Consider the following 19,399-nt stretch of genomic DNA (forward strand, 5'->3'; position numbering starts at 1 on the left):
TCATGGCGGAACCATTGACCATATCCCCGCCCTAAGAGATCACATGCCGAGTCAGGGAACCATCGGTGATCGCGTCCGCGGACTGCGGCTGAGCAGGCGAATGTCTCAGGCCCAGTTGGCGGGACCCGACCTATCCGACAGTTATGTCTCTCTCATCGAGTCCGGCAAGCGTACGCCTACGCCGGTGGTGGCCCGTCTGCTCGCGGAGCGCCTGGGCTGCACCACCGAGTTCCTGCTGCACGGCATAGAGCCGCGCCAGCGGATCGACACCGAGCTCGGCCTTCGCCATGCCGAGCTGGAGCTTTACCACGGAGATCCGGCCCTGGCCGCCGACCGGTTCGGCGACATCGTCAAGGCCGCAGGCGAGGACAACGCGCTGCTCGCCGCGCACGCCCGGCTCGGGCGGGCGCGCGCTCTGGAGGCCCAGGGCAAGATCGGCCGCGCGGTGGAGGCGTACGAGCGCCTGCGCCGCGAAGCCGCCGCGCACCCGGAACGTCTGGCGGACGTTCCTCTTACCGTCGCGCTATGCCGGTGTTACCAAAAGGCCGGGGATCTCATGCGGGCGCGTGACCTCGGCGCCGAGGCGCTGGCACAGGTAATGGAACTGTCACTGTTCCACGGTGAGGTCGCCGTCGAACTCGCCGCGGCGCTCGCCGAGGCCGAGATCGGCCTGCCGTACGTCGAGCAGGTGCTGGCCTCGACCGGCGTGCCCGTGCCGGAGGACCGCACCACCGAGATCCTGTCGCTGTGGCAGGCCAGCATCTCGGCGGCGGAAGGCGAGGACTCCGCGCTCGCGGTGCACTTCGCCGACGACGCCCTGTCGGCCGGCCGGCCGGCGCGGATCGCGCTCCAGATGGCGCGGGTCGCCATGCGCTGGGCCGAGGTCGGCGCCGCCAAGGCCGTCAGCGACTCCGGTCGCGTCGACGAGCTGGTGGCACGGGCCGGCGCGGTGTTCGCCATGGTGCCGGACGAGTCGGCGGAGCACGCGCGCAGCCTGGTCGTCCTGGCTCGCCTGCGGCTCAGGTCCGGCGACGCCGGCCGTGCGGAGGAGCTCGCCAGGCAGGCGCTGACGCGGCTCGCGGAGGAGCCGTGCACCACCGCCGCCCTGGCGCACCTGGTGCTGGCCGATGTCGCTTTGGCACGGTCCGACGGCAGTCTGGAGGCGACTCTGGAACGCGCGGGCGCGCTGCTGGAGGAGGCCCCGCAGGTCGGGGCGTTCACCGGACGGCAGGTCGCGGCGGTCTGGCGGGAGCTCGGCGATCTCTGGGGACGGGCGGGCAGGCGCCCCCAGCAGACGGCCGCGTATCGTAAGGCGCTGGAGGCGGTCGGCGTGCGGTCGACCGTGGCCGGAGCCGTGACGTCCGCGGTCTTCGCACGGTGACCCTCCCTCGCTCAGTCCGACGCTTCGACGGGTAGACTCCGGGTTAGTCAAGTTCAACCAATCACCGACTCGTCGGATGATTGGTTTCCCGGAGGAGGCTGACTGTGAGTCTGCGTACGGCGCAGCGGGCTTCGCTCGTCGACCAGGTGATCGAGCAGCTGAAGGATCAGATCACCTCGGGATCCTGGCACCTGCACGCCAAGATCCCGACGGAGACGGTGCTCGCCGAGCAGCTCGGAGTAGGCCGCAACACCGTGCGTGAGGCCGTTCGCGCCCTCACGCACGCGGGCCTGCTGGAGTGCCGGCAGGGTGACGGCACCTACGTCCGCGCCACCAGCGAGCTGTCGGGAGCGATGGCGCGGCGGCTGCGGGCGGCCGAGCACCTGGAGATCCTTGAGGTGCGCCGTGCCCTGGAGGTGGAGGCCGCCAAGCTCGCGGCCGTCCGGCGGACCAAGGGCGACATCGAGCTGATCGAGGCCGCCCTGATCCGCAGGGAGCAGGCGTGGGCCGAGGCCGAGGTCGAGGCCTTCGTCGAGGCCGACCTGGCCTTCCACGTCGCGGTGGTGGAGGCCACCCACAACCGCGTGCTGATCGAGCTGTACAAGGACTTCTCCGCGGCCCTGCGCGCGAGCATCGCCGCGGCGGGCGCTCCGCTGGAGAACGGCCACATCCCCCACGACGCCATCGCCCGGGCCATCGCGGCGGGCGACGCGGCCGCCGCCGAGCGCGCCGGCCACGCGTGCATGGAGCACATCGCGATCGCGCTCAGCGACACCTCGGAACTGCTGGACTGACCTGGGCGGGCCCCGTGGGGCTCAGCCCAGCCGCAGGGACATCACCAGGTAACGGAACGCGGGGTCGTCCGCGTCGTCGGTGATCAGCACCGGTCTGGTCGGCGAGGCCAGGTGGAGGCGGGCGTTCTCGGTCTCCACGCCCGCGAGCCCGTCGAGCAGGTAGTGCGGCTGGAAGGCGATCTGGATGTCCTCGCCGTCCAGCTCCGCGGCCACCGCCTCCGCGCCGCGGCCGATCTCGCCGCCGCCCGCCTGGATCAGCACCTGTCCCTGCGTGAACGACAGCCGGATCGCGCTGTTGTGCTCGGCGACCAGCGCCACGCGCTTGACGGCCTCGACGAACGGCGCGACCGTGACGCCCGCCCTGATCGACAAGTCGTCGGTGAGGCGCGAGCGGTAGTCCTTGAACTGGTCGTCCAGGAGGCGGACCGTGGTGACCCGGTCGGCGCACTCGAACCCGGCGATGCCCTCGCCGAGGCCGATGGACACCTCGCCGGCGCGCAACGTGCGGCCGACCTCCACCATCACCTTGGCGGGCACGATGACCGCGGCCCGCTGCTCCGGCCGTGCCGAACTCCACAGGAACTCGCGGGCGGCGATGCGGTAGCGGTCGGTGGCGGCCAGCGAGACGACGTCCCCGTCGATGTCGACGCGGACCCCGGTGAGCACGGGGAGCGAGGCGTCGCGGCTGGCGGCCACGGCGACCTGACCGACCGCGGCGGCGAAGACCCCGCCGCCGACCGCGCCCGCCTTCTCGGGCATCGCGGGCAACGTCGGAAAGTCCTCGACGGGCATCGTGAGCAGCCCGAACTCGGCGCCGCCGCAGGTCAGCATGACCTCAGAGCCCGAGGTGGCGATCTGCACCGGCTGGTCGGGCAGGCTCTTGGTGATCTCGGCGAGTACCCGGCCCGGGATCAGCGTCGTGCCCGGCTCGGCGACGTCCGCCTCGATCGAGGCGCGCGCGGAGACGTCGTAGTCGAACGCCGACAGCGTGAGGCCGCCGTCCAGCGCGTCGAGCAGGATGCCGGACAACGCGGGCACGGCGGGACGGCCCGGCAGCGTGCGGGCCGTCCAGGCCACCGCGTCGGCCAGGACATCGCGGGTCACCTGGAACTTCACCGTGATCCACCCCCTTCGAAACGTCCGTCCTTGAACGGTAGCGTCTGGGGGTGACATTTACCGGGGCGCGGTCAGCCCCGGGTGCCGTTGAGGTAGGCGAGCACGGCCAGCACTCTGCGGTTGTCGTCGTCGGAGGCCGCCAGGTCCAGCTTGGCGAAGATGTTCGCGGTGTGCTTGGACACGGCGCTCTCGCTGAGGAACAGCCGCTGCGCGATGGCGGCGTTGGAGCGGCCCTCCGCCATGAGTTCCAGCACCTCGCGCTCGCGCGGGGTGAGCCGTCCGAGCGGCTCGTTGCCGGCGTTGCTGGCCAGCAGCCTGGCGATCACGTCGGGGTCCATCGCCGTGCCGCCGGAGGCGACCCTGCGCACGGCGTCCACGAACTGGCCGGCGTTGAACACCCGGTCCTTGAGCAGGTAGCCGACGCCCCCGCTGCCGTCGGCGAGCAGCTCGCGGGCGTACAACTGCTCCACGTGCTGGGACAGGACGAGCACCGGCAGGCCGGGGATGGAACGCCGGGCCGCGAGCGCCGCCTGCAGACCCTCGTCGGTGAAGGTGGGCGGCAGGCGGACGTCCACGACCGCCACGTCGGGCCGCTCGTCGAGCAGGGCCTTCAGCAGCTCGGGCCCGGACTCCACCGCCGCCACGATCTCGAACCCGTGGGCCTGGAGCAGCCGAACCAGGCCGTCCCTGAGCAGGTAGAGGTCTTCGGCCAGGACGACCCTCACCCGCAGCCCCTCCCTTCGGCGTCCTTGATCCGGTCCGACACGGACTTGCCGTACAGAACCATGCCACCACCCAGGACGACCATCGCGACCATGGTGGGCCACTGGAGGGCCTCGGGCAGGTAGAGCGCGAGGAACCAGCTTCTGTTCTCACTACCGAAGATCTTGAAGCCCATGGTGACGAGGCCCTGCGGGAACAGCGGGAGCCAGAACAGCCCGTAGCAGATCGACATCAGCCGGATCTTCCAGCGGGGGACCGCGTTCTCCCCGGCCACGCCCGGGAACGCCCGGGGGATCTCCACGATCGCGGTGGTGGGGCCGCCGGCCGGGCTGTTCAGCGCGAGGACGCCGTCGAAGGCGGCCAGCCTGCGCTCGATGCCGCGAAGGCCGCTGCCCCGGGAGGGGTCGGCCCCGCCGTGGCCGTCGTCGGTGACGGTGACGCGCAGGGCGGGGCCCCGGTGGCTGACGTCGATCGTCACCGCGTCCGCGCCCGAGTGCCGGCCCGCGTTGGCCAGCAGCTCGCTGACCACGAAGTACGCCGCCGACTCGACCGGCGCCTCGGCGCGGGCCGGGAGGTCGACGCTCACCTCGGCCTTCAGCGGGCTGTCCAGCGCGAGGGCGCGTATCGCGTCGCCGAGGCCGCGCTCGGCGAGGACCGGCGGGTGGATGCCGCGGACGAGCCGGCGCAGTTCGATCAGCGAGGCCGCCGACGCCTCGCGCACCTTCACGATCAGCGCCTTGGCCGCCTGCGGGTCGGACTCCACGATCTCCTCGGCCGCGCCGAGCATCATGCCGATCGCCACCAGCCGCGCCTGGGCGCCGTCGTGCAGGTCGCGTTCGATGCGCCGCAGCTCGGCGGCCTGCGCGTCGACGGCCTGGGTGCGGGACTGGGTGAGGTGGCGGACCTCGTTGGCGAGCAGGGCCCTGCGCGTGGGGGCCAGCAGCGACCGCGTCCACCGTCCGTGCAGCCAGGGCACCCGAGGGGCCACCAGCACGCCGGCCACCACGAGGACCAGCCCGGCCAGCACCTGGAACGGCTGCCAGGTGCTCGCGAGGAGCACGCCGTACCCGGCCAGCAGCAGCGGCGACAGGGCGATGAGGCCGCCCACCACCGGCTCGGCCGCGAGCCAGGCGAGGTCGCGCCAGGTGGCCGGGTCCTTGACCATCCAGTCCAGCGTGCGATTGAAGAGGGGGACCATGGACGTGCGGTAGAGCTGCCGTCCCTCGCGGTACCAGCCGTCCGCCTGGGGCACGGGAGGCGGCGGCGCCGGGCGGTACGGCGTGGCGATCTCCACTCCGGACCACCTGGCGGCGATCCTGCGCGCCTCGGCCGTACGCCCGCGGACAATGCGCACGCTCGCCGGGAACACGAAGACCATCCCGAGGCCGAAGGTCAGCGTGAAGGCCACGACCGCGATGGCGAGCCGCCACAGCTGCCACAGGGCCAGCCCGAACAGGGCCAGACCCTTGGCGACACCGGTCAGCGTGCGCAGAATCATGGGTTCAGTCTGCTTCACCTCCGCCGTGGTTCGTAGTGGCGCTGGGTGCCCGGCAAAGGTGTACCTAGGTACACCCCCGCTCGGACCTCAGGTGCATTCCGAACACACACCGCGATTCCTACGGTCGAACGCATGGCAATCATCGAGATCACCAACCTGCGCAAACGGTACGGATCGCAGGTGGCCGTCGAGGACGTGTCCTTCGCGGTCGAGGAGGGTGAGATCTTCGGCGTGGCCGGGAGGAACGGCGCGGGCAAGACGACGACGGTCGAATGCCTGTCCGGCCTGCGCGTCCCCGACGGCGGCACGATCCGTGTCACCGGCCTCGACCCCCGCGACGACCGCGCCGAGCTGCGGCGCAGGGTCGGCGTGCAGCTCCAGGACTGCACCCTGCCCGACAAGATCCGGGTGCACGAGGCGCTGCGGCTGTACGCGTCGTTCTACCGGCGCCCCGCGCCGTGGGAGGAACTGCTGGAGGAGGTCGGCCTCGGCGCCAAGCGGGACACGGCGTTCGCCAAGCTGTCCGGCGGGCAGCGGCAGCGGCTGTCGATCGCGCTCGCCCTCGTCGGGGCGCCGCGCGTCGCGATCCTGGACGAGCTGACCACCGGCCTCGACCCGCACGCGCGCCGGGAGACGTGGGAGCTGATCGAGCAGGTCAGGGCGCGCGGGGTCACGATCGTCCTGGTCACCCACTTCATGGAGGAGGCCGAGCGGCTCTGCGACCGGCTCGCCGTGATCGACGGGGGCCGCGTCGCCGCCCTCGACACGCCGGCGGGGCTGATCGGGCGGCTGGACGGCGCGCAGCGCGTCACCTTCCGCTGCCCGCCGGACGCCGACGAGGCGCTGCGGTCGGCCGGCGAGGTCTCGCGGGTCGTCCGCGACGGCGAGAACGTCACGGTCACCGGCGGCGAAGGCGTGCTGCTGGCCGTCACGACCGCGCTGGCGGAGCGGCGCATCGTCCCCTTGGGGCTGCACGTGGAGCGGGCGACGCTCGACGACGCGTTCCTCGCCATCACCGGCCGCGCGGCCACCGACCACTCCTAGGAGACCTCTCATGCCGGCCACCACCTCCTCGGCGCCACATGGCGCCCTGCGCACGCTCCTATGGACCGAGACCAAGCTCTACCTGCGGGAACCGCTCACGACGTTCTTCACGCTCGCGCTGCCTCTGGGCCTGCTGCTGATCCTCGGCAACGCGATCCCGGGGTTCCGCGACCCGGACCCGAGCCTCGGCGGTGAGCGTGTCGTGGACACCCACCTGCCGGTGATGATGATCGTGCTGTCCGTCATGATCTCCGCGTTCTCCGCCATCCCGGCGGCGCTCGCGGTGTACCGGGAGCGCGGCGTGCTGCGCCGGATGTCCGTGACGCCCGTCGCGCCCCGGTCGCTGCTGCTGACCCAGCTCCTGCTGAACCTGGCGACGTCGGTCGTCGCCGTGATCCTGATGATCGTGGCGGGCGCTCTGGCGTTCGGCACGCACGTGCCCGGCCGGTTCCCCCTGTTCGCGCTGACGTTCCTGCTGGGCGTGTGCGGGCTGTTCGGGCTCGGCCTGTGCCTGGCCGCGGTCGTGCCGAGCAGCCGCGCCGCCGGCGGCATCGGGTCGGTGGTGACGTTCCCGCTGCTGTTCCTGGCCGGCATGTGGGTGCCGCGCGAGCTGATGCCGGACATCCTGCGGAAGATCGGCGACTTCACCCCGACGGGCGCCTTCGGGCAGGCCATGCGGGACGCCTGGGCGGGCGCCACGCCCGAGGCGCTCCACCTCGTCGTCCTCGCGGTGTGGGCGGTGGGCGCCACCGCGCTCGGCGTCCGCGCGTTCCGCTGGGAGTGACAGACCGGTCCGGGTACGGCGGACGGGGCCGGCCGTACCCGGGCCTCTTTCTGAAACGATCGTTCTGATAATGTCGGCGGCATGGCGCGCACGAAGGAGTTCGATCCGGACACCGCGCTCCAGGCGGCCCTCGAGCTGTTCTGGGAGCGGGGCTACGAGGCGACGTCCATGGCGGACCTGGTGGCACGGCTCGGCATCGGCCGGGCCAGCCTGTACGCGACCTTCGGCGGCAAGCACGAGCTCTACATGAAGGCCCTGCGTCGCTACATCCAGACGCGCGCCCCCTCCCCGATCGAGCTGGTCTCCCAGCCCGGCTCTCCGCTGCCCGCCGTCCGCGCGCTGGTCGAGCTGTACGCCGAGCAGTCGTGCGGCGCGCGGGCGGGGCTCGGCTGCCTGGTGGTCAACGCGGCGGCCGAGATGCTGCCCGGCGACGCCGAGGTCTCGCGGTTCGTCGAGGGCAACTGGACGGCGATCGAGACCGCGCTGACCTCCGCGCTCATCCGCGCCCGCGCGCTCGGCGAGCTGCCGGAGGGCAGGGATCCGGTGGCGCTGGCGCGGTTCCTGCTGGTGTTCATGCAGGGCCTGCGGCTCGTGGGCAAGGCCTCGCCCGACCCCGCGCGCCTGCGCGACGCGGCCGCGCAGGCGCTGTCGCTGCTGGACTGATCCTTCTCAGGGCGCACTGCCGACGCATGGTCGAATTCTGGAACGAACGGTCAATGTACAGAAGGGGCAGGACATGAGATTCAAGGACAAAGTGGTGCTGATCACCGGCGCCGGATCGGGCATCGGCCGCGCGGTCGCGCTCGGGTTCGCCAGGGAAGGCGCCCAGGTCGTCGTCACCGGCCGCCGCCGCGGCCCACTGGACCACACCGTCAAGCTCATCGAGGCCGACGGCGGCCACGGCGCCGCCATCCCCGCCGACGTGACCCGCTCGCAGGAGGTCCGCGAGCTCGTCGACGAGATCGTCCGCCGGTACGGCAGGCTGGACATCGCCGTCAACAACGCGGGCGTGCTGTTCAAGGCCGAGGTCGCCGACATCGACGAGGACGACTGGGCGCGGACGCTCGACACCAACGTCACCGGCGTCATGCTGTCCATGAAGCACGAGATCGCCGCCATGCTCCGCACGGGATCCGGTGTGATCATCAACGTGTCGTCCCAGCTCGGAGCGCACATCCGGATCCCCGGCCTCGGCGCGTACGCCGCGTCCAAGGCCGCCGTCACCGCCCTCACCCGCACGGCGGCCAAGGAGTACGCCCGGCACGGGATCCGCGTCAACACGGTGAGCCCCGGCCCGCACGACACGCCGATGTCCATGCGCCCCGGCGAGACCGAGGACGACCGCGCCGAGCGCGTCAGGCGCGAGCTCCCCATCGGCCGGGTCGGGAAGCTGGACGAGATCACCTCCGGCGTCCTCTGGCTCGCGTCCGACGGCGCCGGCTTCGCCGTCGGCACCGACCTGGTCCTCGACGGCGGCTCCACCGCCTGACCCCGAACCCGTGCGGACCGCCTGCCCCGGGACCACGCGGCTCCGCACGGCGTGAGCCCCGGGCGGACGGCTCCGCCGAGGGAACGCCGCCGGTTACCTGCCGCGTAATCGCGCACCGGCCGCCGTCCCGCATAACCTCACGTCATGACGACCACGGCGCTCTCCCGGCGGCCCGTAGGCGAGCTCCTGCGCCAGTGGCGCGAGCACCGCCGGCTCAGCCAGCTCGACCTGTCGATCCAGGCCGACATCTCCACCCGGCACCTCAGCTTCTTGGAGACCGGAAGGTCCAAGCCGAGCCGCGACATGGTCCTGCACCTCGCGGAGGAGCTGGACCTGCCGCTGCGCGAGCGCAACCGCCTGCTGCTCGCCGCCGGGTTCGCGCCGGAGTTCTCCGAGACCACGCTGGACGCGCCGCGGATGACCGCCGTGCGCACGGCGCTCCGGCAGATCCTCGCCGGACACGAGCCGTACCCGGCGGTCGTGGTGGACGGCCGCTGGAACCTCGTCGAGGGCAACGTGAGCCTCGGGCTGCTCACCTCGCTCGTGGACCCGGAGCTGCTGGCCGCGCCCGCGAACGTGCTGCGGGCCAGCATGCACCCGAAGGGCCTCGCCCCGCACATCGTCAACCTCGGCGAATGGCGCTCCCACCTGCTCGGGCGGCTGCGCCGCCAGATCGCCTTCAGCGCCGACCCCGAGCTGGAGGCCCTGTACGCCGAGATCCGGGCCTACCCCTGCGACCAGCCGGAGCCGGAGGAGGCCGAGCTCGCCGGGGCGGGCGAGCTGGTGGTGCCGCTGCGCCTGCGCCACGACGCCGGCGAGCTGGCGTTCTTCAGCACGATCGCCACCTTCGGCACGCCGCTCGACATCACCTTGGCGGAACTGGCCATCGAGTCGTTCTTCCCCGCCGACCGGCGGACCGCCGAAGTCCTCAGGTCGGCCGCGCGGACGTCCCCGGCGGCGCTGTGACATCCTCGACCCTATGATCACGCTCGCCCACGTCAGCGACGTCCACATAGACGGCTCGCCCCGGAGCGTGGAACGGACCGAACGGGTCGTCCGCCACGTCTCCCGGCTCGCGGGCCCGATCGACGCCGTGCTCGTCACCGGCGACATCGCCGACCACGGCGCCGCGGACGAGTACGAGATCGCCCGCGAGCTGCTGCGCTTCCCCTACCCCTCGATCGTCTGCCCGGGGAACCACGACAGCAGGGCCGAGTTCCGCAAGGTGTTCCTCGGCGAGGCCTCCGGCGGCGCCGAGCCCGTCGACCAGGTCCTCCAGGTGGGCGACGTCACCGTCGCGCTGTGCGACTCCAGCGTCCCCGGCCGGAACGAGGGCCGTCTGGAGGACGGGACGCTGCGCTGGCTGGCCGGGGTGCTCGGCGCGGCCCCCGGTCCGGTGCTGATCGGCATGCACCACCAGCCCGTGCCCGTCGCCATCCCGTACGTCGACGAGATCGGCCTGCTGGAGCCCGAGCGTCTGGAGGAACTGGTCCGGGCCCACCCGCGGGTGGCGGGCGTCCTGGTCGGGCACGCGCACACCGCGGCCGCGACGACGTTCGCCGGGCGCCCGGTCTACGTCGCGCCGGGCGTCGCCTCGCAGGCGTTGCTGCCGCAGGAGTCGGCGGCCATGCCGCCGCTGTCGTTCGACATGCCGCCGGGGTTCGCGCTGCACATGCTGTCCGGCGACGGCCGGCTGACGACGCACGCGCGCGTCGTGCTCTGAGAGCCCTTCAGCAGCCTGCGCGGCCCCGGGCCCTGCCGTCCGAGCTCGTCGCCGGGGTTGATCACCGGGCACCGGTCGATCGACAGGCACCCGCAGCCGATGCAGTCGGTGAAGTCGTCGCGGAGCTGCTGGAGCCGGCGCATGCGCTCGTCCAGCTCCTCGCGCCAGTGCTCCGACATCCGCTGCCAGTCCGCGCGGGTGGGGATGTGGTCCGGCGGGAACAGGGAGAGCACCTCGGCGATGTCCGCGAGGGGGATGCCGACGCGCTGCGCCATGCGGATCAGCGCCACCCGGCGCAGCATGTCACGCCGGTACCGCCGCTGGTTCCCGGTCGTACGACGGCTGCTGATCAGCCCCTGCTTCTCGTAGAAGTGCAACGCGGAGACATTGACCCCGCTCCGCGCGGCGAGCTCGCCCACGCTGAGCTCCGGCCCCCGCGGCGCCGCCGAATCCGACATGTCAGACACGCTCCGCTTCCCCTCGCTTGACCTCAAGGTTACTTGAGGTCCGGGGGACCTGCCCCACGCCCGCCACGACATCGTCGGGTCAGCCCGCGGATCAGTGCGGGGCCATGTCCACGAAGCGGCTGTAGTGTCCCTGGAAGGCGACGGTCACCGTGGCGGTCGGCCCGTTACGGTGCTTGGCCACGATCAGGTCGGCCTCGCCCGCCCGCGGCGACTCCCGCTCGTAGGCGTCCTCACGGTGCAGGAGGATCACCACGTCGGCGTCCTGCTCGATGCTTCCGGACTCGCGCAGGTCGGACACCTGGGGGCGCTTGTCGGTGCGCTGTTCCGGACCACGGTTGAGCTGGGAGATGGCGATCACGGGCACCTCCAGCTCCTTGGCGAGCAGCTTCAGCGCACGCGAGATCTCCGACACCTCCTGCTGACGGCTCTCGGTCCGCTTCGGCGAGCTCATGAGCTGGAGATAGTCGACGATGACGAACCGCAGGTCATGCCGCTGCTTCAGCCGCCGGCACTTGGCACGGATCTCCATCATCGACATGTTCGGCGAGTCGTCGATGAACAACGGCGCCTCGGCCACCTCGCTCATCCGCCGCGCGAGCCGCGTCCAGTCGTCATCGTTCATCGTCCCCGACCGCATGGTCTGCAGACTCACCCGAGCCTCCGCCGACAACAGGCGCATCGTGATCTCGTTCCGCGACATTTCCAGCGAGAACACCACGGTGGTCATATGGTGACGAATCGCAGCAGACCTCGCGAAATCCAGACCCAGGGTACTTTTACCGATCGCCGGGCGTGCCGCCACGACGATCATCTGGCCGGGGTGGAGGCCGTTCATGAGGGCGTCGAGGTCCTGGAAGCCGGTGGGGACGCCGGTCATCTGGCCGCTGCGGCTGCCGATGGCCTCGATCTCGTCAAGGGCTCCTGGCATGATCTCGGAGAGGGGGCGGTAGTCCTCGCTGGTGCGGCGGTCGGTGACCGCGTAGATCTCGGCCTGGGCGCGGTCGACCAGGTCGTCGACGTCCTCGTTGTGGCCGCCGTAGCCGTAGGAGACGATGCGGGTGCCGGCCTCGATGAGCCGGCGCAGCACCGCCTGCTCTCGGACGATCTTGGCGTAGTAGCCGGCGTTGGCGGCGGTGGGGACGACGTTGGTGAGGGTGTGGACGTAGGCGCCGCCGCCGACGCGGCCGAGCTCGCCGCGCCGGGTCAGCTCGTTGAAGATCGTGACGGAGTCGGCGGGCTCGCCGCGCCCGTAGAGGTCGAGGACGGCGTCGTAGATGATCTGGTGGGCGGGCCGGTAGAAGTCGTCGGCGCGCAGGACCTCGACGACGTCGGCGATGGCGTCCTTGGACAGGAGCATGCCGCCCAGCACGGACTGCTCGGCCTCGATGTTGCTCGGAGGTGTGCGTTCGAAGGGGGTGTCGAAGGCAGGTGCGATCTCACTGCTCACCTGGCGCCCTCCTCGCGTGTTCCCGGCCCCCCGAAGTAGCCGGGGTGACAGTTTCGCCGGTTCCGCGAGAACCGGCAACGCATGCTGTAGACAACGGTGTGGATGAGCTGTGGATAACGTGTGGACTTCCGGGCACGACATGTGGGCACGCTGGGGACAACTCTGTGGATAACCAGCACCCCTCTGCACACACCCCCGCATGAGCAGGGAAAACACTGTCCACGAGCTGTGGAAGAAAGAAAGCTCGGTGTGACACGCGGGGAACGGTGACCCCGGACACAAGCGACGGGGACGTAAGGGGCAAAATAGGCGAGTGGCTCTTACCCCTCGCGTCGGCGGCCGGGAGATCCTCCGGCTGGCCGTCCCCGCCTTCGGCGCCCTGGTGGCCGAGCCGCTGTTCATTCTCGCCGACTACGCCATCGTCGGCCGCCTCGGCACCGGCGCCCTCGGCGCGCTCGGCGTCGCCGGCGCCGCGCTCACCTCGCTGGTCAGCGTCTGCGTCTTCCTCGCGTACGGCACGACCGCCGCCGTGGCACGGCAGGTGGGCGCGGGCGACCTGCCGCGGGCCGTCAAGCGCGGCGTCGACGGACTGTGGCTGGCCGCCGGCATCGGCGTCGTGCTGATCGCGGCGGGCTGGCCGCTCGCCCCCTGGATCGTCGAGCTGTTCGGCGCCTCCCCCGAGGTCTCCGCCCAGGCCGTGACGTACCTGCGCGTCAGCCTGCTCGGCACGCCCGCCATGCTCGTCATCCTGGCCGGGACGGGCGTCCTGCGGGGGCTCCAGGACACGGTCACGCCGCTGGCCGTCTCCGTCGGCTCCTTCGCGCTCAACGCCCTGCTCAACGCCGTGTTCGTGCTCGTCCTGCACTGGGGCATCGCCGGGTCGGCCTGGGGCACCGTGCTGGCCCAGGCGCTCGGGGCCGTCGTCTACGTCCTGGTGGTGGTCAGGGCGGCACGGGAGCACCACGTGCCGATGCGGCCCGACCCCGCGGGGATCCGCGACTCGGGGACGGCCGGGATCGCGCTGCTGATCCGCACGGTGTGCATGCGGGTCGTGCTGATCGTCGCCACGGTGGTCGCCACCCGCATGGGGGACGCGCCGCTGGCCGCGCACGCGATCGCCACGCAGATCTGGACGCTGACGGCCTTCGCGCTCGACGCGATCGCGATCGCCGGCCAGGCGATCACCGGGCGGGCGCTCGGCGCCGGGGACGTCCACCTGACCCGGTCGGCCACCCGCACCATGGTGATCTGGGGCGTGGGCTACGGCGTCGTCCTGGGCGTGGTGATCACGCTGGCCCGCCCGGTACTCCCCGGGTTGTTCGACGCCGATCCGGCCGTGGCCGCCGCGCTGGTGTCGGTGCTGTGGGTGGTGGCGGCGCTCCAGCCGGTCGCGGGCGTGGTGTTCGTCCTGGACGGGGTGCTGATCGGGGCGGGCGACCGGCGCTTCCTCGCCTGGGCGTCCGCGCTCACCACGGCGGCCTACCTGCCCGCCGCGTACGCCGTCGTCCACACCGGAGGCGGCCTGGTGGCGCTGTGGCTGGCGCTCGGGGTGTGGATGGCGGCCCGGCTGCTCACCCTGGGAGCGCGCGCGTACGGCCGCGCCTGGCTCGTCACGGGAGCCTAGGCCGAGCGTCACCGGAGTCCGGCCGCGTTCAGAGGCGCCTGGCCTCCAGCACGCGCCTGAGGAACTCGCGGGTGCGGGGCTCGCAGGGCTCGCTGAAGAACCGCTCGGGCGGCCCCTGCTCCAGCAGGACGCCCCCGTCCAGGAAGCACACCTTGTCGGCGATGTCGCGCGCCAGCCCCATCTCGTGCGTGGCCAGCACCATCGTCATGCCCGTCGTCTTGAGCTCGCGGATGATGTCGAGCACCTCGCCCACCAGGGCGGGGTCGAGGGCGGAGGTCACCTCGTCCAGCAGGAGCAGGCGCGGCCGGGTGGCGAGGGCGCGGATGATGGCCACGCGCTGCTGCTGGCCGCCCGACAGCCGGTCGGGGTAGGCCCCGGCCTTGTCGGCCAGGCCGAACCGGGCCAGCAGCTCGCGGGCCTCCTCCTCCGCCTGTGCCCTGGCCACGCCGTGCGCCTTCCTCGGCGCGAGCGTGATGTTGCCGAGCACGGTCATGGACGGGAAGAGGTTGTAGGACTGGAAGACCATGCCGATGCGCTTGCGCACCTGGTCGGGATCCGTCCGCACGTCGGTGATCTCGTCCCCGTCGAGGTGGATCGTGCCGTCGTCCACGGTCTCCAGGAGGTTGACGCACCGCAGCAGCGTGGACTTGCCGGAGCCGGAGGCGCCGATCAGGCAGACCACCTCGTGGGAGTCCACCGACAGGTCCACGCCGCGCAGCACGCTGTGCCGGTGGTAGTGCTTCCAGACCCCCGCGACGCGCAGGACCTCGCCCGCGTCCGTGCCGCTCACGCGCCCCGCCGCCTCTGGGACCTGGCCGCCAGGTAGTCGGTGAAGCGGGCCATCGGGACGGTGAGCGCGATGAACAGCAGCGCGGCGGCCAGGTAGGGGGTGTAGTTGAAGGTGTCGGCCGCGTGGATCTGCGCCTGGCGCAGCGCCTCCAGCGGCCCGATCGTCGCGACCAGGGCGGTGTCCTTCTGCAGGGAGACGAAGTCGTTGAGCAGGGGCGGCACGACCCTGCGCACGGCCTGGGGCAGCACCACGAACCGCATGGACTGGGCGTGGGTCAGGCCCAGGGACCGGGCGGCGGCGCGCTGGCTCGGGTGCACCGAGTCGATGCCGGCCCGGAACACCTCGGCCACGTAGGCGCCGTACGACAGCGTCAGCGCGATGATGCCGAGAACGGCGAGGTCGGACGGCATGCCCCGCAGTTCGAGCGCGGGCAGGCCGAACCCGACCAGGTAGATGATCAGGATCGTCGGTATGCCGCGGAAGACGTCGGTGTAGAGCACGGCCAGGGCGCGCAGCGGGAAGAACAGCGGCGAGCGCACGGTGCGGACGAGGGCCACCAGCAGGCCCACGATGAGGATCAGCGGCTCGGCGATCAGGAAGATCTTGATGTTGAGCAGGAAGCCGGACAGCACGTCGGGGAAGGCGTCGGCGAACCGCTCGGCGTCGAAGAAGGTCTCCTTGACCCGTGGCCAGCCCGGCGAGGCGGTGACCACCCAGATCACGAGCACGACGAAGACGACCGTGGAGACCGACGCGACCGAGCCGGACCGTACCTCGCGGCGCCGGCGCAGGCGCTCGCGTTCCCGCTGGCGCTCGCTCTTCACCCAGGCGCCGGGCACGCCGGCGGTGTCCGCCGCGAGCGGGCCCGGCGACTCGCCGGGGTGGCTCACTTCAGGTCCGGGGCCCCGGCCGCGGAGCCGAGCCACCGGGTCTCGATGCTCGCCAGCTCGCCGGTGGAGCGCAGCTCGCCGATCGCCGCGTTGACGCACGGCACCAGCGCGCTGCCCTTCTGGAAGACCAGGCCGAACTGCTCGGCGGCGCCCTGGTCGCTGCCGAACTGGCCGACGATCTTCGAGCCCTCGACCTGCGCCGCGGTGACGTAGAACGCGGTCGGCAGGTCCACCACCAGGACGTCGACCTGCTTGTTCTTCAGGGCGTTCACGGCGTCGATCTGCTCGTTGTAGACGTTCGGCTGGGCGGTCGGCTGGATGGCGCTCTTGACGGCCGTGAGGGACGTCGTGCCGACCTGGACGCCGATCTTGGCGTCCTTGAGGTCGGCCAGCGAGCCCGGGGTGGCGTACTTGGAGCCGTTCAGCGCGACCGCGGCCTGCTTGACCGTGTAGTAGCCGTCGCTGAAGTCGACGGCCTTGGCGCGCGCCGGGGTGATGGACACCTGGTTGACGTCGAAGTCGAACTGCTTGGCGCCGGGGGCGAACGCGGAGTTGAAGGGGGCGACCGTCCAGGCGACCTCGGTCTTGGCGAAGCCGAGCTTGCCCGCCACCGCGTAGGCGACGGCGCTCTCGAAGCCCTCGCCGGTGGACGGATCGTCGTCCTTGAACCAGGGCTCGTAGGCGGGCTTGTCGGTGCCGATGGTCAGCGTGCCGGGCTTGAGCAGCTTGAGCTGGTCCTTGGCGCAGGAGGCCGACGCCGAGGGCGCGGCCGAGGACGGCGAGCCGGACGCGGAGGTGGTGTCGTCGGCCGGAGCGCATGCCACCACCACCATCGCGAGCGCGCCGAGCACCGGCAGCATCGAGGGACGGAGCATTCACGCCTCCAGAGGGGGTCCTGACGAGCGAATTCGTCGCTCAGGATATCGGTGACCAAAGATTCGCCCATACCAGGCCATTGATGCTGAAACCATACTGTTCCTGCGCCCCACCCGGCACGGCGGGGGCGCCCCGCCCCGGAGGCCGCCCGGGAAAGCCGGAGGGCCCCTCTCCGGTGGAGAAGGGCCCTCACGAGCGTCTGTGGTCGCACACCGCTCAGGCGGAGAGGACCTCGACGTCGATGTTCGCCGCGACCTCGGGGTGGAGCCGCACCGAGATCCGGTGCGAGCCCACGCTCTTGATCGGGCTGGTGATCTCGATACGGCGGCGGTCCAGCTCGGGGCCGCCGGCGGCCTTCACCGCGTCGGCGATGTCGGCGGTCGTGACGGAGCCGAACAGACGGCCGGACTCGCCGGAGCGGGTCTTCAGCGTCACCCGGAGAGAGCCGAGGCGCCCGGCGACCTGCTTGGCGGTGTCCAGGTCGCGGATGTCGCGGGCGTCACGCGCCTTCTTGATCGACTGGACCTGCTTCTCGCCGCCGCGGGTCCAGCGCAGGGCGAAACCGCGGGGAATGAGGTAGTTGCGGCCGTAGCCGTCCTTGACCTCGACGATGTCGCCGGGGGCGCCGAGGCCCGAGACCTCGGTGGTGAGAATGAGCTTCATGTCTCCCAAGCCTCCTGTCAGCGCGCGGTGCTCGTGTACGGCAGCAGGGCCATCTCACGAGCGTTCTTGATCGCGGTCGCCACGTCGCGCTGGTGCTGGGTGCAGTTGCCCGTCACCCGGCGGGCACGGATCTTGCCGCGGTCGGAGATGAACTTCCGCAGCAGCGCCGTGTCCTTGTAGTCGACGTAGGAGATCTTGTCATGGCAGAACAGGCAAACCTTCTTCTTCGGCTTGCGCAGTGCCGGCTTCGCCATCGTGGTGCTCCTCCTAGGAGAGCCCCGCGTGATGCGGGAATGGTCGATCGGTTACTGGATCAATGGTTCGGTCAGAAGGGCGGTTCGTCGCTGAGGTCGCCACCGCCGGAGCCGCCGTAGCCGCCCTGGTTGTAGCCACCGCCACCGCCGCCGCCGTAGTTGCCACCGCCGCCGCCACCGCCGTAGTTGCCACCGCCGGGCGGCGCCGGAGAGGCCGAGGCCCACGGGTCGTCACCGCCGCCGAAGCCGCCGCCGCCCCCGCCGCCCTGCCGCGCGGTCTTGTTGACCTTGCACGTGGCGTTGCGCAGGGACGGGCCGACCTCGTCGACCTCGACCTCGTAGACGGTGCGCTTCTCGCCTTCCTTGGTCTCGTAGGACCGCTGGCGCAGCCGCCCCTGGACGATGACCCGCATGCCGCGCTGGAGGCTCTCGGCGACGTTCTCCGCCGCCTGACGCCAGACGTTGCAGGTCAGGAAGAGGCTCTCGCCGTCCTTCCACTCGTTGGACTGGCGGTCCAGGAACCGCGGAGTGGACGCGATGCGGAACCGGGCCACGGCCTGCCCCGAAGGGGTGAAACGCAGCTCGGGGTCGTCGACAAGGTTGCCGACGATGGTGATCGTTGTGTCGCCTGCCATGGTCGCTCTCGCCTTCCCGCGTTGAATCCGCGCAGCCTGTTGGGCCTCAGAGTACGGCCCCGGCCCGACAAAAAGCCGGGCTTCGGCGTGACCTGAGACTCAGTGGACGTCCGGGCGCAGCACCTTGGTGCGCAGGATGCCTTCGTTCAGGTTGAGCTGGCGGTCCAGCTCCTTCACCGTGGCCGGCTCGGCCGTGAGGTCGATGACGGCGTAGATGCCTTCGCCCTTCTTGGCGATGTCATAGGACAGCCTGCGACGGCCCCAGACGTCGACCTTCTCCACCGTGCCGCCGTCGTTGCGGATGACACCGAGGAACTGGTCGAGCGAAGGGCTGACCGTGCGCTCATCGAGGGACGGGTCGAGGATGACCATCACTTCGTATCGACGCATGCGGACTTCCTACCTCCTCTGGACTCTTGCGGTCACGACACCGTGCCGTGACAGGAGGACGCCGACGCCTTCGCCCCCGCTTCCGGAAGGGGAGCGGCCACGCGGGATGAGGACACGCGTAGCAAGCGCAGCTCAAGGAGTCTACCAGGGCCACAGACCGTGCCCACGCGATTGTCGGCGGGCCGTAAGGGGAACGTCACAAAAAGAAGCGGGAGGGGAGAGAGGTGGCCGCCATGTCACAACCCTCGGGCCCGGTCAAGGGCCGGCACCGCCTCACACTCAACACCGACGGCAAGAGGCATCCGCTGCAGAACGTCATGACGGCGGCGACGCTGAGCCTCGGCGTGCTGGCCCTGGTCACGGGGTTCATCGTGGACGCGCACATGGTCGCCTCATGGGCGGGCGCGCTGGGCTTCCTCGGCGGCCTGTACGCGCAGTACATCTCGGCGACGACGGCGGAGCGCTCGCTCAACATCGTCGGCATCGTGGGATCCTTCGTCGGCGCCGCGCTCGGCATCTACCACCACGGGTTCCTTCCCTGAGCCGCGCGCGCCGGAGGCGGCGGGGCGCCCCCGATGCGCCCGCGCCGGTGCGGTCAAGCGGCTATGACAAGCCTCCGATGTGGAGGTCGACGCCGAGCAGGACCAGGAACCACAGCAACACCGCGAGCAGCGCCTGGGCGACCTTCTTGAGCAGGCTGGGTGTGATGTAGTCGTGGACCCAGGCGACGTAGACGCCGATGATGAGGTAGATCAGACCTAAGAGGCTGATTCCGCGGCGGTGGTAGGCCACAGTCGTCTCCTATATGTCG

22 protein-coding genes and 1 pseudogene are annotated in these 19,399 nt (G+C 71.3%); 10 read left to right on the forward strand and 13 right to left on the reverse strand.

The window, feature by feature from the left end; all coding sequences use genetic code 11:
• The first annotated feature begins 43 nt into the window (after nucleotides 1-43).
• Together BJ981_RS10405 and BJ981_RS10410 are read left to right on the forward strand one after the other, a co-directional pair.
• The gene (locus BJ981_RS10405) at nucleotides 44-1,381 is read left to right on the forward strand and encodes a helix-turn-helix domain-containing protein (protein ID WP_184610314.1); all 1,338 of its coding nucleotides are present in this window, start codon (nucleotides 44-46) and stop codon (nucleotides 1,379-1,381) included.
• A 104-nt stretch (nucleotides 1,382-1,485) separates the two neighbouring features.
• Nucleotides 1,486-2,175: a FadR/GntR family transcriptional regulator gene (locus BJ981_RS10410; protein WP_184610316.1), complete on the forward strand. Its 690-nt coding sequence runs from the start codon at nucleotides 1,486-1,488 to the stop codon at nucleotides 2,173-2,175.
• 21 nt (nucleotides 2,176-2,196) lie between these two features.
• On the opposite strand, the gene dnaN is transcribed toward BJ981_RS10410, so the two are convergent.
• The 3 genes from dnaN to BJ981_RS10425 all read right to left on the reverse strand — a co-directional run bounded on the left by dnaN (nucleotide 2,197) and on the right by BJ981_RS10425 (nucleotide 5,512).
• Nucleotides 2,197-3,291 (reverse strand): DNA polymerase III subunit beta, encoded by a 1,095-nt coding sequence (gene dnaN, locus BJ981_RS10415; RefSeq protein ID WP_184610318.1) that lies wholly within the window; start codon nucleotides 3,289-3,291, stop codon nucleotides 2,197-2,199.
• Nucleotides 3,292-3,362: 71 nt separating this feature from the next.
• Nucleotides 3,363-4,016 carry a LuxR C-terminal-related transcriptional regulator gene (locus BJ981_RS10420; RefSeq protein ID WP_184610320.1) on the reverse strand — a complete coding sequence of 218 codons (654 nt, stop codon included), beginning with the start codon at nucleotides 4,014-4,016 and terminating at the stop codon, nucleotides 3,363-3,365.
• A complete protein-coding gene (locus tag BJ981_RS10425; RefSeq protein ID WP_184610322.1) occupies nucleotides 4,013-5,512 on the reverse strand; it encodes a sensor histidine kinase in 1,500 nt (499 codons plus the stop codon). The genes BJ981_RS10420 and BJ981_RS10425 overlap by 4 nt, the downstream gene beginning before the upstream one ends.
• 132 nt (nucleotides 5,513-5,644) lie before the next feature.
• Between BJ981_RS10425 and BJ981_RS10430 the strand changes: the two genes are divergently transcribed.
• From BJ981_RS10430 to BJ981_RS10455, 6 genes are all read left to right on the forward strand, one after another.
• Entirely contained in the window at nucleotides 5,645-6,556 is a 912-nt protein-coding gene (locus BJ981_RS10430) for an ABC transporter ATP-binding protein (protein WP_184610324.1), read from the forward strand.
• Between the two features lie 10 nt (nucleotides 6,557-6,566).
• Nucleotides 6,567-7,340 carry an ABC transporter permease gene (locus BJ981_RS10435; RefSeq protein WP_239139350.1) on the forward strand — a complete coding sequence of 258 codons (774 nt, stop codon included), beginning with the start codon at nucleotides 6,567-6,569 and terminating at the stop codon, nucleotides 7,338-7,340.
• 81 nt (nucleotides 7,341-7,421) lie between these two features.
• Nucleotides 7,422-8,003 (forward strand): TetR/AcrR family transcriptional regulator, encoded by a 582-nt coding sequence (locus BJ981_RS10440; RefSeq protein ID WP_184610326.1) that lies wholly within the window; start codon nucleotides 7,422-7,424, stop codon nucleotides 8,001-8,003.
• A 73-nt stretch (nucleotides 8,004-8,076) separates the two neighbouring features.
• Nucleotides 8,077-8,829 (forward strand): SDR family NAD(P)-dependent oxidoreductase, encoded by a 753-nt coding sequence (locus BJ981_RS10445; RefSeq protein WP_184610328.1) that lies wholly within the window; start codon nucleotides 8,077-8,079, stop codon nucleotides 8,827-8,829.
• Nucleotides 8,830-8,973: 144 nt separating this feature from the next.
• The gene (locus BJ981_RS10450; RefSeq protein ID WP_184610329.1) at nucleotides 8,974-9,795 is read left to right on the forward strand and encodes a helix-turn-helix domain-containing protein; all 822 of its coding nucleotides are present in this window, start codon (nucleotides 8,974-8,976) and stop codon (nucleotides 9,793-9,795) included.
• 13 nt (nucleotides 9,796-9,808) lie between these two features.
• The gene (locus BJ981_RS10455) at nucleotides 9,809-10,552 is read left to right on the forward strand and encodes a metallophosphoesterase (RefSeq protein WP_184610331.1); all 744 of its coding nucleotides are present in this window, start codon (nucleotides 9,809-9,811) and stop codon (nucleotides 10,550-10,552) included.
• Between the two features lie 8 nt (nucleotides 10,553-10,560).
• On the opposite strand, the pseudogene soxR reads toward BJ981_RS10455, so the two are convergent.
• Nucleotides 10,561-11,010: pseudogene (gene soxR, locus BJ981_RS10460) on the reverse strand (redox-sensitive transcriptional activator SoxR); the annotation flags it as partial.
• Nucleotides 11,011-11,110: 100 nt separating this feature from the next.
• Nucleotides 11,111-12,466, reverse strand: coding sequence for a replicative DNA helicase (dnaB, locus tag BJ981_RS10465; protein WP_239139351.1), 1,356 nt, complete (start codon nucleotides 12,464-12,466; stop codon nucleotides 11,111-11,113).
• 313 nt (nucleotides 12,467-12,779) lie between these two features.
• Between dnaB and BJ981_RS10470 the strand changes: the two genes are divergently transcribed.
• A complete protein-coding gene (locus tag BJ981_RS10470; protein WP_184610334.1) occupies nucleotides 12,780-14,090 on the forward strand; it encodes an MATE family efflux transporter in 1,311 nt (436 codons plus the stop codon).
• Between the two features lie 28 nt (nucleotides 14,091-14,118).
• Here BJ981_RS10470 and BJ981_RS10475 read toward each other — a convergent pair whose 3' ends face one another.
• From BJ981_RS10475 to rpsF, 7 genes are all read right to left on the reverse strand, one after another.
• On the reverse strand, nucleotides 14,119-14,880 hold the full coding sequence (locus BJ981_RS10475) for an amino acid ABC transporter ATP-binding protein (RefSeq protein WP_372436932.1): 762 nt from the start codon (nucleotides 14,878-14,880) through the stop codon (nucleotides 14,119-14,121).
• A complete protein-coding gene (locus tag BJ981_RS10480; RefSeq protein WP_239139352.1) occupies nucleotides 14,877-15,770 on the reverse strand; it encodes an amino acid ABC transporter permease in 894 nt (297 codons plus the stop codon). The genes BJ981_RS10475 and BJ981_RS10480 overlap by 4 nt, the downstream gene beginning before the upstream one ends.
• Nucleotides 15,767-16,645: an ABC transporter substrate-binding protein gene (locus BJ981_RS10485; RefSeq protein WP_184610336.1), complete on the reverse strand. Its 879-nt coding sequence runs from the start codon at nucleotides 16,643-16,645 to the stop codon at nucleotides 15,767-15,769. Before BJ981_RS10485 ends, BJ981_RS10480 begins: the two co-directional genes overlap by 4 nt.
• Nucleotides 16,646-16,862: 217 nt before the next feature.
• The gene (rplI, locus tag BJ981_RS10490) at nucleotides 16,863-17,309 is read right to left on the reverse strand and encodes a 50S ribosomal protein L9 (protein WP_184610338.1); all 447 of its coding nucleotides are present in this window, start codon (nucleotides 17,307-17,309) and stop codon (nucleotides 16,863-16,865) included.
• 17 nt (nucleotides 17,310-17,326) lie between these two features.
• Nucleotides 17,327-17,563: a 30S ribosomal protein S18 gene (gene rpsR, locus BJ981_RS10495; protein WP_061256131.1), complete on the reverse strand. Its 237-nt coding sequence runs from the start codon at nucleotides 17,561-17,563 to the stop codon at nucleotides 17,327-17,329.
• Between the two features lie 71 nt (nucleotides 17,564-17,634).
• Nucleotides 17,635-18,198 carry a single-stranded DNA-binding protein gene (locus tag BJ981_RS10500; protein ID WP_184610340.1) on the reverse strand — a complete coding sequence of 188 codons (564 nt, stop codon included), beginning with the start codon at nucleotides 18,196-18,198 and terminating at the stop codon, nucleotides 17,635-17,637.
• Between the two features lie 99 nt (nucleotides 18,199-18,297).
• Nucleotides 18,298-18,588, reverse strand: a complete 291-nt coding sequence (rpsF, locus tag BJ981_RS10505; RefSeq protein ID WP_184610342.1) for a 30S ribosomal protein S6 — start codon at nucleotides 18,586-18,588, stop codon at nucleotides 18,298-18,300.
• Between the two features lie 233 nt (nucleotides 18,589-18,821).
• Here rpsF and BJ981_RS10510 point away from each other — a divergent pair, with 233 nt between their 5' ends.
• Complete coding sequence (locus tag BJ981_RS10510) at nucleotides 18,822-19,130, forward strand: hypothetical protein (protein ID WP_184610344.1); 309 nt, start codon at nucleotides 18,822-18,824, stop codon at nucleotides 19,128-19,130.
• Between the two features lie 61 nt (nucleotides 19,131-19,191).
• Here the strand turns inward: BJ981_RS10510 and BJ981_RS10515 are convergent, their stop codons facing one another.
• A complete protein-coding gene (locus tag BJ981_RS10515) occupies nucleotides 19,192-19,380 on the reverse strand; it encodes a hypothetical protein (RefSeq protein ID WP_184610345.1) in 189 nt (62 codons plus the stop codon).
• Between the last annotated feature and the right edge of the window lie 19 nt (nucleotides 19,381-19,399).

The sequence above is a fragment of the Sphaerisporangium krabiense genome, from assembly GCF_014200435.1.
In the GTDB taxonomy this organism is placed as follows: Bacteria; Actinomycetota; Actinomycetes; order Streptosporangiales; family Streptosporangiaceae; genus Sphaerisporangium; species Sphaerisporangium krabiense.